This is a genomic window from Tropicimonas aquimaris (assembly GCF_042676185.1).
In the GTDB taxonomy this organism is placed as follows: Bacteria; Pseudomonadota; Alphaproteobacteria; order Rhodobacterales; family Rhodobacteraceae; genus Tropicimonas; species Tropicimonas aquimaris.
The window spans coordinates 17,304-27,882 of the sequence record NZ_JBHTJT010000048.1; the positions used below are offsets into that span (position 1 = coordinate 17,304).

The following is a 10,579-nucleotide window of genomic DNA, read 5'->3' on the forward strand; positions in this document are numbered from 1 at the left end:
AACTGGTACACTCCCCGTGATATAGTCGGGATGTGTTGGCATGCGCAGAGAGAACGCACTTCATCGTGGTTTGATTGCCCTCACGCTCGCCTTCGGAATGGCATCGGTCGGCAATGCCCAGGCTTTCGCCGACGACTTCCGTGAAAGCCTCTACGCCGGAGATACCGCGGCCGCCCTCGCCCGCGCGCGCACCGAGATCGAGGCGCAGCCGCAGAACGGCACTGCGCGTTTCGCGATCGGCGCGGCCAGCTTCCTTGGTGCCATCGAGGGCCTGACGCAGGGGCTCTACCGGCACGGGATCTCCAACGGCGAGGGGTCGCAACTTCTCGCCATGGGCGAGATGCCCTTCCTGCGCCTGCCGATTGCGGCGAACCCTTCGCCGGAGCCCGTGACCTATCAAGCCCTGCGCGGCATCCTGATTGATTTCGGTGACCGGCTTGCCGAGGCAGAAGCCGCGCTCACCAGCGTCGAGGACCGCCCCGTCGCGCTGGAACTGGATCTCGCCCGGATCAAGCTCGACACCGACGGCCAGCATGGCGCCGTCCCTGCCGCGGACCTGCTGCGGCTCTTTTCCGCTGTGAGCGGAGTGCGCACCGGCACCGCCGCGCTGGTCGTCGACTTCGACAGCGCCGACGCGGTCTGGCTGCAGGCCTATTTTCACGTTCTCATGACCATGTCCGACGTGCTTCTCGCCCATGATTGGGAAGCTGCCTACCTCGCCACCATGGAGGGGATGTTCCCCGACAGCTTCACCCCGCGAACTGCTCTCAACGACCTCACTCGGGATGGCTGGGGCCGAATGATAGACCTCCAGATGAATACGCCGCCTCAGCCGAACTGCGACTGGGACGAAGGGGAGGACTGCGAGGAGCAATGGGACACCTACCATGCGCACCCTGCCATGCAGGAGATGCGCGCGCTCGAGAGGGCCATGCAGTTTCGCTCGATTGCCGACCTTGCGGCCTTCGTCCACCTCACCCGCTGGCCCGTGGTGCAGCCGGAGCGCATGGCTTCTGCGCTTGCGCATATGGAGGCCATGGTTGCACTGAGCCGTGAGAACTGGCGCCGCATCCTCGCCGAAACCGACCAGGGGCGCGAGTGGATCCAGAGCCCGTCACAGACCGGCGCCCTGCCCAACATGGAGATCGACCAGCCGCGCGTCGATGGCTGGCTTGGCTTCCTCGACCAGCTGGACGCGGTCCTGTCCGGCGAGCTTCTGTTGCCGCACTGGCGCTTCGCGCAGGGCTTCAACCTCCGGCGGATGTTCCTGGAGCCCGAGCCCTTCGACCTCGTCCTCCTGGTCCAGGGGACGGCGATGATCCCCTTTCTCGAAGACGGGCCGGTGGCGCGCGGCGATACCTGGCGACGCACCACAGAGGTCTTCAGTGGCCAGTTCTTCCGCTATTTCGTCTGGATCAACTGAGGCGCGGCCCCCGTCAGCCGAGGTAGAGTGGGTCCTCCGGCACCGGGCCGACCGTCATGTCGCGGAAGCAAACCTCCAGCCCCGCGCCGAGCGGCGAGCAGGCCATCGGCCCCAGCCGCACCGCGCCTCGCGGCGTGAACCCCGAGACCCGCAGGATCTGCCAATCCTCCGCCCCGCGGGCATGGGCTATCACCGCCGCGCCGGTCACGGTCATCCGCAAGCGCCACTCCGTCACCTCCGGATCGGCCGGCGCCATCGACCAGTCCGAGCGCCCGTCTGTGACCACCACTGCAAGGTTCGGCCGCCCGTCGGCATACTCGACCCCGGCCTTGATCCAGCGCGTCTCGCTTTCCCACAGCAGCAGTCCAGCCTGCTCGTATTTCGCCGCGAACCGTCCCTCGAACCGAAGCTCCGCCGCAAACCGCTCCGGCATATCGTGCAGCAGAGCGTGGCCGCTGGCATGGACAAAGCCGTAATGCGTCTCCCGCCAGAAATCGCCGCCCTCGCCCGTGCGCAGCCGCAGCTCGTCCGCCTCCTGCGCCAGCACCTCCGGCCGGTTCAGCCAATGCCCCTCCCGGAAGTCCACCAATCCGTCCGTCATCCCGGTTTCCCCGCTACAATGCCTCTTCACGGCAGGACGGAGGATACGTCCAGCGCCAGCCGCCGCACCAGCCCGCCGTAGTTCAGGCCAACCATCGTCAGCGGCGAGAAGAACAGCGCGGTCACCGCAAAGAGCCCGAGCGGCAAGAGCCCGGGCTCGTCCCGCAAACGCAGGAGCTTCAACCGGAAGGCGAGGCTCCCGAGGACGAAGACGGAAAAAACGTGAAACGATACCCATCGCCCCCAGTCGATCGCGACAAGGTAGAGGGGCGTAAAGGGCAGGGCCAGCAGGACAATCCCGAGCGCTGCCACTCCCGGCCGGTCGGCTCGGGACGCGAGATAGAACAGCGGGCAGAGCGCGAGGAAAAGCCCCATGGAAAACCCGGATGCGGCCCTGTCGAAGCTCAGCACCTTCTGGACGGTGCCCTGCGCGAAGGTCGAATCCACGCCGAGCCAGTTGATCGCCCCGGCACAGACCTGTTCCGTCAGCCCCCGGTGGATCAGGGCCTGGCACACGAGATGCGGCTGGGACACCTGCCCATGTTTCAGCGCCACGAGGAAGATCACGGCGGCAGCGCCAAACGTCCCCGCAGCAAGCAGAACGTCTGCAAGTCGCCCCGAGGCGTTTTTCCAGTGCAGGTAATAGATCGCAGCCAACGCTGGCGAAAACAGGATCATCGCCTCGTGGGCGAGCACGGCGGCGACAAAGACGACGCTTCCCGCGACCAGCCGAACCCGGCTGTCGCGGATGACGCCCAGCGCGCAAAGGCACAGCGCCAGGAAGGCAAGCATCTCCTTGCGGACCGTTCCCATGTGGTCTGCGGCCCAGAATATCAGCACAAACCCGGGGCAGAAGGCGATAAGGAACGCCACCCGCGCCGGGATCTCGGCCAGAAGCCGGGCGATCTGGGAATACAAGACCACCAGCAGCACCGCCTGAAAGCCGATCAGGATGGCCAGCGGCGACCATCCCATCAGGTCCGAGAGCGCAAGCAGCAGGTCCCCCGGAAGGCTTCGGCGCACGAACCCCGCAGCGCTGTTGATCAGCCAGTCGCCCTGCCGGAACGGATCGCCACCCGTGAGATAGTCGATCCACAGGGACTTCAGCGACAGCGCCAGACTGATCGCCAGCAGCCCGAAAATGGCTCCACGCAGCCAACGATCCGATGTCTGGGCGCCGCCGGCAGAAATGATGGTCAAACTGGTCCCCTCTGCGCCAATCGTCGGCTCTTTCGGCCTCGTCCTGCTGCTCGCGGGTGCGGGCGCTCACTACGGGAGCTTGGTATACGGCACCATCCGCGAAGTCGACCTTCGGACGTCCGGAAGCACCTTTCAAATACCGCTCCGATCAGCCGGCACTCCGGGACGTCTCCTCCATCGGCGACCACGTCACTCAGGACCTGAAGACCTCCTCTACGATGTCATGGGCAAAGGCCGAACCCACCACCTGTCCGTTGAGCATCCGGTACCACATGGCGCCGTGGATCAGGGTCGACAGCAGTTCCGGGTCACGGTTCCGCCCAATCTCGCCGCGCTCCTGCGCCCGGCGCAGAAGGCCGGTCACCATCTCCTCTCGCGGCAGGATGAACCGCGTCCGGAACTCCTCCTGGAAAGCCTCATCCTCCTGCGCCGCCGCGATCAGCGACCGCATGGCGTCCCCGTCGCGCTCCACATGACGGAACACGTTCGACAGGAACCTCTCCAGCTGCACGCGGCAACTCTCCTCGCCCGCCGCATCCGGTTCGGCGGCAACCAGCGCCGTCTCCTCGAACACCGCCTTGAGCACAAGGTCGGCCTTGGTCTTCCAGCGGTTGTAGAGCGTCTGCCGCGCCACTCCTGCCGCGCTTGCAATGTCCGTGATCGAGACCTTCCGGAAGCCGTTCTCCCGCATCAGCCTCAGCGCCGCCTCCTTCAACGCCGCGCTGGTGGCCGTGTTGGGCGGCCGGCCAACCGGCTTCGCCTTCTCAACCCTGCACATCTTCTCTCACTCCCTGCACACAGGCCGCAGATTGTCTTTGTGGACTTGAGTCCACTAAATCATCCTGGGCTCGAGTCTAAGAATTCTGTCGCCCGTGGGAAACTGGGCTCCTCACCTCCGCAGGATACGTCATGAACCGTAGCTCCATCGGCCCGAAGCACGCCGCCGCGATCACCGCCGTGCTCGGCATATTCTCCATCTTCCCGCCCCTCGCAACCGACATGTACCTCGCCGCCATTGGCGATATGGCCAAGGCGATGAACGCCTCCCGCTCGGCCTGAGCCCGCTCCACTACGGCTGATCTTCGCCCCCGTCGCCGGCGCGCTCGTCCTCTTCGAGCGGATCAACAGCTGGCTGCTCAACCGCTTCACTCCGGCCGAGATCCTGAGCCGCGGCCTGCCGGTGCAGGTCCTCGTAACGCTCGCCCTGACGATGATCTCCGGCACCCAGACCCTCTGGCTCTTCGCCATCCCCCTGTTGCTGGCCATCGGCATGGTAGGTCTGCTCTCCGCCAACGCGCTGGCGTTCACCATGGCCTCGGCGAAGGGCGGCGCGGGCATGGGCTCGGCCCTTCTCGGCGCGCTCCAGTTCGGCATCGCCTTCACCGTCTCGTCCTGCGTGGTGTTTGGCGGCTCCGCGACGCCGCTGCCGATGACCCTCGGCCTTCTGCTTCCCGCGCTTCTGGCGGCCCTGCTGTCCTTGGCCGGCACGCAACCTCTCCCGCTGGGCCAGGCTCAACCGGAAGGTGCTTGACCCCAGATGTCCGGGAGACCCGGGGCAACGCCCCCGGGCCTTCGCGCAGCGCCCCAGCCTGCGCTTGGCTTTCCGCGCCCCAACGGCTAATCGCTACCCACGTCGGAAAGGGAATGCGCATGAGCCTCAACACCTTCGGTCACCTGTTTCGCGTCACCACCTGGGGCGAAAGCCACGGCCCCGCGCTCGGCGCCACTGTCGACGGCTGCCCGCCGGGCGTGCCGGTCTCGGCCGAGGCGCTGCAGGTCTGGCTCGACCAGCGCAAGCCCGGCACCTCCCGCTTCACCACCCAACGACGCGAGGCCGACAAGGTCGAGATCCTCTCCGGCACCTTCGAGGGCGTGACCACCGGCACCCCGATCCAGCTGATGATCCGCAACACCGACCAGCGGTCGAAGGATTACGGCGACATCGCCGAGAAATTCCGCCCCGGCCACGCCGACATCACCTATTGGCAGAAATACGGCGTCCGCGACTACCGCGGCGGCGGGCGCTCCTCGGCCCGCGAGACGGCCGCCCGCGTCGCCGCCGGCGGCATCGCCCGCGCCGCGCTCGCCACGCTGGCCCCCGACCTCAGGATCGCGGGCTACATGGTCCAGATGGGAACGCAGACCATCGACCGCAGCCGCTTCGACCTCGCAGAGATCGCCAGCAACCCGTTCTTCCTGCCCGATGCGGGCGCGGTGGAGGACTGGTCGAGCTATCTCGACGGGATCCGCAAGGCCGGCTCCTCCGTCGGCGCCATGATCGAACTGCGCGCCTCGGGCGTGCCCGTGGGCCTCGGCGCCCCGGTCTACGCCAAGCTCGACACCGACCTCGCCGCCGCGATGATGTCGATCAACGCGGTCAAGGGCGTGGAGATCGGCGAAGGCATGGCCGCCGCGATGCTGACCGGCGAGGCCAATGCCGACGAGATCGCCATGGGGCCGGACGGTCCAGTCTACAGCTCCAACCATGCCGGCGGCATCCTCGGCGGCATCTCCACCGGGCAGGACATCGTCGTCCGCTTCGCCGTCAAGCCGACCTCCTCCATCCTCACCCCGCGCAAGACCATCACCCGCTCGGGCGAGGACACCACCATCGTCACCAAGGGCCGCCACGACCCCTGCGTCGGCATCCGCGCCGTCCCGGTCGGCGAGGCGATGATGGCCTGCGTCCTGCTCGACCACCTGCTCCTGCACCGCGGCCAGGTGGGCGAAACCCTCCCCGGCAGGATCGGCTGAGCTAAAACACCGCGAAAACGCGCCGACTGCGTCCCAGCCGGGTTTCATGGCACCGTGCAGCGGCAGCTCACACAGCCGCGGCCCCTAACGTGTTCTTCACCTTGCTCTTCGCCGCTTGCCTCGTCGCGGGTGCACTGATGCGGCCCGCGATCTGGCGCACCGGACGGTGGGTCGCGCCGACCAATCTGGTCCTGTGCTTCGCCGTCGCGCTCTGGACAGGGGACGCCTTGGTCGGGCTCTACGCACCGCTGGGCATCGTCATGACCTTCGTGGCCGCCGGTATTCTCTTCAATGGTTCCGGTTCGGCTCCCATGGCCCTGCTCGCGCTTGCGAGCGTCCTGCTCAATCCCCTCGGTATCGCCGACTTCTGCCTGCTGTCGATCCGTGTCGGCGCCTGGCTCCGAGGTGTTCACGACAACAGCTCACCCTCCCTCGCCCTCGCGCTCGCGGCCCTGGTCCTCGCCGTCGACGTTGCCTCGGGGGTCTATCTCATCCAGCGCGGCCGGGCCGCAGTCGCAGCGCGGGAGGCACGCGACACGTAGCGCGAGGCAGATCGCGCCGCCGATCAAGCCGCCAAGGCCGCCTTTCTCGCCGCGATTCCGATGCAGACCTTCCACGGAACCTTCGGCGGCACCCCGATCCATTTGCCCGCGTCGCCGCAAGTCTCTTTCCGCTTTGCCTGCGACAACCTCGCGCCATCCGAAGAGTGCTTTTCCGCCCCATGGAGAAATCCCGGCGACCTCCTCCACAGCGATCCGCATGCGCTGCCGTCCCTGCGGTTCACCGAAATCCGGATCGACGCAATCGACCCGGATTGCCGCAGCCTGGACAACTTTGGCTGCCTGCCCCCTTCCGCACAGTTGGAATGGTGCGACAAGCGCCCCGATCAGGCTTCCCGACTCTGGTGCACCGAGACACCCACCAGAACCGTGTTCTTCTACATCGAACCGAGAAGCTATTCCGACACGCGACGAGAGGATCTCCAGCCCGCGCCGTGGCCCCCTGTCGGCATTGACGGCGAAGGAAACCTGGTGCGTTACTCCTGCGACCACCGCTTTGGCGGCAGCGGCGGCTGGTGCGGCCTCGCCCAGCCTGTGGCCCCCGGTGTCGTGGCCTGGCTCAAGCTGCTCAGATACCGCGATGGCTCAACCTACATGCGCGCCCGCGACTGGTCGCCCCATATCAATCGCCTCTGGGCCGACATGACCGCCCCGCAGCCCTGACCACCCCATCGCCTGTGGCCGGATATCCTCGGGGGAGCGCGGCCCCGCCACGCCAGGGGCAGACAGCCTCCATCCGCCCGAAGCCACAAGGCACAGTCTCCTGACACAAGGTTGTCAGGAGCCAACTAGCCGCCCCCTTCGGACGACTCGCGCGATCGGCTAGGCTCTTCGCAACAAGGAGACCATCCCCATGCTGACGCTCTACCACGCCCCCCAGTCCCGCGCGACGCGCGCCTACCAACTCGTCGACGAACTCGGCGCACTCGACAAGGTCGCGATCAAGACAGTGACGATACCCCGCCGCGACGGCACCGGTGGGCGCGACCCGAGCAATCCCCATCCCGAGGGCAAGGTTCCGACGCTGATCCACGATGGCGAGGTGATCCGCGAGAGCCCAGCGATCTTCCTCTACCTGACCGACCTCTTCCCCGAGGCCGGCCTCGGCCCGCTCCCCGGCCAGCCGGGACGCGGCAGCTACCTCTCCTGGCTTGCCTGGTACGGAGGCGTCATGGAGCCGGTGATGCATTTCCACATGTTCGGGATCGACCACCCCGGCCTCGCCAACACCTTCCGCGGCTACGACGAGATGGTCGAGCGGCTCTGCACCGCGCTTGCCGATGCGCCCTGGCTGCTCGGCGAGCGCTACTCCGCCGCCGACCTGCTGATCGGCTCGACCTTCGCCTGGATGCCGGACGCGATCCCCGATGACCCCAAGGTCCGGGACTGGGTGGCTCGTTGCGCGGCGCGGCCGGCGGTGGCGCGCACCGCCGCCTATGAACAGAAGATCATGGAAGCCGCTGCGGGCTAGGCCGTGGCGGCGGCCAGCGCGGTGTCCATCAGCCCCTGGATCGCGCCCTTGGAGGTGTCGGCCACGATCCGGCCCAGCTCCTGGTTGCCCTTCAGCACGACCAGCGTCGACCGGCGCGGGATCTTCAACGATTTCGCGAGGTCCGACTTGCCGTAGGCGTCCCAGTCCACGTTGATCAAGGTGATCGCCTGCTCGTAGGCCGGGTTGCCGGCCTTGAGCGCGTCCAGTACCCGCTCCTGCGCGGCGCAGGTCGTGCACCAGCTGGCCTTGAAGTCGAGGAAGACGGTCTCCCCGGCCTTCAGACGTTCCTCGACCAGCCCCGGTTTGTACTCCAGCGGCGCGGCCTGCGCGGCCCGGGCAAGGGGCAGCGCCGCGACCGTGGCGGCGGAGAGGGCAAGAAAACGACGACGGTCCATGTCAAACTCCTGTTCTCAAAGGGCGACCGAAAGATCCTGCAACCAGATCGGCAGGACCTGGATCAGCCAGGCCTCGATCCGGTAGTGCAGCTTGAAGAGGATCGCGACCCCGACGGCGACGAAGACCACGCCGAGAATCGGACGGGCCCGGCCGGCGATGCTGCGCATCCAGTCCTGACGGCGGCGGATCACCGAGCGCGCGCCGTAACCGAGCGCCAGGATCACGGTGGAGACCCCCGCGGCGAAAGCAATCATGATCGCCCCCGCCCGCCCGAGGCTCTCCCCGGAAAACGCCAGCGAGATCGCGGCGCCGAGCGTCGGCCCAACGCAGGGGCTCCAGACGGCGCCGAGCAGCATCCCGCCAAGGAACTGCCCCTGCAGCCCCGACCGGTCGAGATCTTCCATCCGCGCATCGGCGCTGCCGGCCACGCCTGCGGTGGCCGTGGCGAAGCTCTCCGAAAAGCGCGGCACCAGCAGGACCATACCGAACAGGATCATCATCACCGCCGCCGCCTGCCCCACGATCTGTTCGTCGAGCCCGAGGCTCTGCCCCACCGTGGCGACGCCGAGGCCCAGCACGACGAAGGACAGGCTCATGCCCGCGGCCAGCACCGCCGGCCCCCAGCGGCTCGTCTGCATCGCCGTGGCCAGCACGATCGGCAGGATCGGCAGCACGCAGGGGTTGATCAGGGTCAGCAGCCCCGCGCCATATCCAAGTAGAATTTCCATGGGTGAAATCTGCCCCGCTCCGCGCGCCCTGTCATGTCACGAAAGCCCGCGCCGGCGTCACGTCCGCGTGGGATTTGTGACAGGCTGGCGCGACAGCTGCACCGCCAGGATCCCCGCCATGATCACCAGCACGCCCACGACGTCCCAGACGCCGAGCCGCTCGCCCAGCAACACGGCCGCCACCGCGACGCCGAAGAACGGGTTCAGGAAGTGATAGGTCGCGGCCTTCACCGCCCCGATCCGCCGCACCAGCAGGAACCAGACCAGCGTCGCGATCAGCCCCGGCACGATCACGGTATAGGCGAAGGCCAGCACGAAGCTCGTCGACCAGTCGATCCGCCACTCCTCCAGCAGCAGCGAGGCCGGGGCCAGGACCGCCGACCCCACCAGCATCTGCAGCCCCACGATCATCAGCACGTTGCCGCCCGACGACGCACCCCGCACAGCCAGCGTGGCAAAGGTCAGCGCAAGCACGCCGATCACGCAGAGCCCCAGCCCCAGCATGTCCACGCCGCCGCCCTGCAACCGGCTGCCCATGATGATCGCCACGCCCGCGAAACCCGCCACCAGCCCGGCGACGCCCAGCGGCCGCACCCGCTCGCCGAAAATCGCCCATCCCGCCAGCGCAACCAGCAGGGGCATGGTCGAGGCGATGATCGCCGCAAGCGAGGCCTCGATCGTCTGCATCGCCACGAAGAACAGCCCGAGGTACAGCGCGTTCTGGCAGACCCCGAAAATCACCGTCAGCCGTGCCTGGCTGGTGGTCAGCCGCCAGGACTGCCCCAGGGCCCGCGCGATGGTCACCGCGATCACGCCTGCGATCAGAAATCGAAGCGCAGAGATGCCCAGCGGCGGCGCATGAGCCACGATGATCCGGGCAGAGGTGAAGGCCGACGACCACATGAAGGCAAAGGCCAACCCCATGCCAAGCGCGCGAAAATCCATGGCTGTCTCCCGTGAAACGCACGGCCCACCTGACACACCCCGCAGGTTTTTGCCAGCGGGGGCGGCGCACGAAGTGCGGAACGCCGGATTTGGCTCGGGTTCGCCAGAAAACGCAGTTCGCCCGTATGCCGCGCAGATCGCTTCGTCCCTGACGAAGGCTGGTACGGTGCATCATTTGCGGGGGAAGGCCGGAAGCCGACCGCGCGAGCCAAGTCCGAAGAGGTGAAGACTCTACTTGCACAAGGGATGACCAAGCGCGCGATTGCTGCCGAGCTAAATATCTCTGAAAGGTCAGTCTATCGGGTTGCTACTGATGGCTGACTCCCACTTCCAGCCAAGCGAGAAGGGTGGTTGGTGCCTCTTGCTCATCAAAGCAGCCGTTGCGGTTTCTTCTTTGGCTTTCCTAGACTTCTAGGTCTGGGGAGCCTGATCTGACTGGTCCGGTTTGATTGTTAGTGCATGACCCGCCTTGGTTCCATCT

14 protein-coding genes are annotated in these 10,579 nt (G+C 66.9%); 8 read left to right on the forward strand and 6 right to left on the reverse strand.

All coding sequences use genetic code 11. From position 1 onward, the window contains the following. The first annotated feature begins 40 nt into the window (after positions 1–40). Complete coding sequence (locus tag ACFQ2S_RS19545) at positions 41–1,423, forward strand: hypothetical protein (protein WP_386077081.1); 1,383 nt, start codon at positions 41–43, stop codon at positions 1,421–1,423. 13 nt (positions 1,424–1,436) lie between these two features. Here ACFQ2S_RS19545 and ACFQ2S_RS19550 read toward each other — a convergent pair whose 3' ends face one another. The 3 genes from ACFQ2S_RS19550 to ACFQ2S_RS19560 all read right to left on the reverse strand — a co-directional run bounded on the left by ACFQ2S_RS19550 (position 1,437) and on the right by ACFQ2S_RS19560 (position 4,001). Next, positions 1,437–2,024: a DUF1349 domain-containing protein gene (locus ACFQ2S_RS19550; RefSeq protein ID WP_386077082.1), complete on the reverse strand. Its 588-nt coding sequence runs from the start codon at positions 2,022–2,024 to the stop codon at positions 1,437–1,439. Positions 2,025–2,050: 26 nt separating this feature from the next. Further along, on the reverse strand, positions 2,051–3,223 hold the full coding sequence (locus tag ACFQ2S_RS19555) for a hypothetical protein (protein ID WP_386077084.1): 1,173 nt from the start codon (positions 3,221–3,223) through the stop codon (positions 2,051–2,053). 193 nt (positions 3,224–3,416) lie between these two features. After that, positions 3,417–4,001 carry a TetR/AcrR family transcriptional regulator gene (locus tag ACFQ2S_RS19560; protein WP_386077086.1) on the reverse strand — a complete coding sequence of 195 codons (585 nt, stop codon included), beginning with the start codon at positions 3,999–4,001 and terminating at the stop codon, positions 3,417–3,419. Between the two features lie 131 nt (positions 4,002–4,132). On the opposite strand from ACFQ2S_RS19560, the gene ACFQ2S_RS19565 reads away from it, so the two are divergent. The 6 genes from ACFQ2S_RS19565 (at position 4,133) to ACFQ2S_RS19590 (ending at position 8,008) form a co-directional block, all read left to right on the forward strand. Then, positions 4,133–4,282, forward strand: a complete 150-nt coding sequence (locus ACFQ2S_RS19565; protein WP_386077088.1) for a hypothetical protein — start codon at positions 4,133–4,135, stop codon at positions 4,280–4,282. A gap of 121 nt (positions 4,283–4,403) precedes the next feature. Next, complete coding sequence (locus ACFQ2S_RS19570) at positions 4,404–4,754, forward strand: hypothetical protein (protein ID WP_386077090.1); 351 nt, start codon at positions 4,404–4,406, stop codon at positions 4,752–4,754. A gap of 119 nt (positions 4,755–4,873) precedes the next feature. Next, a complete protein-coding gene (aroC, locus tag ACFQ2S_RS19575; protein WP_386077092.1) occupies positions 4,874–5,977 on the forward strand; it encodes a chorismate synthase in 1,104 nt (367 codons plus the stop codon). Positions 5,978–6,066: 89 nt separating this feature from the next. Then, positions 6,067–6,519 carry a hypothetical protein gene (locus ACFQ2S_RS19580; protein ID WP_386077094.1) on the forward strand — a complete coding sequence of 151 codons (453 nt, stop codon included), beginning with the start codon at positions 6,067–6,069 and terminating at the stop codon, positions 6,517–6,519. A gap of 60 nt (positions 6,520–6,579) precedes the next feature. Then, the gene (locus ACFQ2S_RS19585; protein ID WP_386077096.1) at positions 6,580–7,200 is read left to right on the forward strand and encodes a hypothetical protein; all 621 of its coding nucleotides are present in this window, start codon (positions 6,580–6,582) and stop codon (positions 7,198–7,200) included. A 190-nt stretch (positions 7,201–7,390) separates the two neighbouring features. Further along, positions 7,391–8,008 (forward strand): glutathione S-transferase family protein, encoded by a 618-nt coding sequence (locus ACFQ2S_RS19590; protein WP_386077098.1) that lies wholly within the window; start codon positions 7,391–7,393, stop codon positions 8,006–8,008. Here ACFQ2S_RS19590 and ACFQ2S_RS19595 read toward each other — a convergent pair. From ACFQ2S_RS19595 to ACFQ2S_RS19605, 3 genes are read right to left on the reverse strand one after another with little or no spacing between them, the layout of a single operon-like run. Continuing rightward, positions 8,005–8,424 (reverse strand): thioredoxin family protein, encoded by a 420-nt coding sequence (locus ACFQ2S_RS19595; RefSeq protein WP_386077100.1) that lies wholly within the window; start codon positions 8,422–8,424, stop codon positions 8,005–8,007. The genes ACFQ2S_RS19590 and ACFQ2S_RS19595 overlap by 4 nt on opposite strands. A gap of 15 nt (positions 8,425–8,439) precedes the next feature. Then, on the reverse strand, positions 8,440–9,153 hold the full coding sequence (locus ACFQ2S_RS19600; protein WP_386077102.1) for a cytochrome c biogenesis CcdA family protein: 714 nt from the start codon (positions 9,151–9,153) through the stop codon (positions 8,440–8,442). Between the two features lie 57 nt (positions 9,154–9,210). After that, the gene (locus tag ACFQ2S_RS19605; RefSeq protein WP_386077104.1) at positions 9,211–10,098 is read right to left on the reverse strand and encodes a DMT family transporter; all 888 of its coding nucleotides are present in this window, start codon (positions 10,096–10,098) and stop codon (positions 9,211–9,213) included. A gap of 87 nt (positions 10,099–10,185) precedes the next feature. Between ACFQ2S_RS19605 and ACFQ2S_RS19610 the strand changes: the two genes are divergently transcribed. Then, complete coding sequence (locus tag ACFQ2S_RS19610; RefSeq protein WP_386077106.1) at positions 10,186–10,419, forward strand: helix-turn-helix domain-containing protein; 234 nt, start codon at positions 10,186–10,188, stop codon at positions 10,417–10,419. Positions 10,420–10,579 lie beyond the last annotated feature (160 nt).

Coding starts and splice junctions, on each gene's coding strand:
- ACFQ2S_RS19545 (WP_386077081.1), top strand. CDS start 41: ATGCGCAGAGAGAACGCACTTCATCGTGGTTTGATTGCCCTCACGCTC.
- ACFQ2S_RS19550 (WP_386077082.1), bottom strand. CDS start 2,024: ATGACGGACGGATTGGTGGACTTCCGGGAGGGGCATTGGCTGAACCGG.
- ACFQ2S_RS19560 (WP_386077086.1), bottom strand. CDS start 4,001: ATGTGCAGGGTTGAGAAGGCGAAGCCGGTTGGCCGGCCGCCCAACACG.
- ACFQ2S_RS19565 (WP_386077088.1), top strand. CDS start 4,133: ATGAACCGTAGCTCCATCGGCCCGAAGCACGCCGCCGCGATCACCGCC.
- aroC (WP_386077092.1), top strand. CDS start 4,874: ATGAGCCTCAACACCTTCGGTCACCTGTTTCGCGTCACCACCTGGGGC.
- ACFQ2S_RS19585 (WP_386077096.1), top strand. CDS start 6,580: ATGCAGACCTTCCACGGAACCTTCGGCGGCACCCCGATCCATTTGCCC.
- ACFQ2S_RS19590 (WP_386077098.1), top strand. CDS start 7,391: ATGCTGACGCTCTACCACGCCCCCCAGTCCCGCGCGACGCGCGCCTAC.
- ACFQ2S_RS19595 (WP_386077100.1), bottom strand. CDS start 8,424: ATGGACCGTCGTCGTTTTCTTGCCCTCTCCGCCGCCACGGTCGCGGCG.
- ACFQ2S_RS19600 (WP_386077102.1), bottom strand. CDS start 9,153: ATGGAAATTCTACTTGGATATGGCGCGGGGCTGCTGACCCTGATCAAC.
- ACFQ2S_RS19605 (WP_386077104.1), bottom strand. CDS start 10,098: ATGGATTTTCGCGCGCTTGGCATGGGGTTGGCCTTTGCCTTCATGTGG.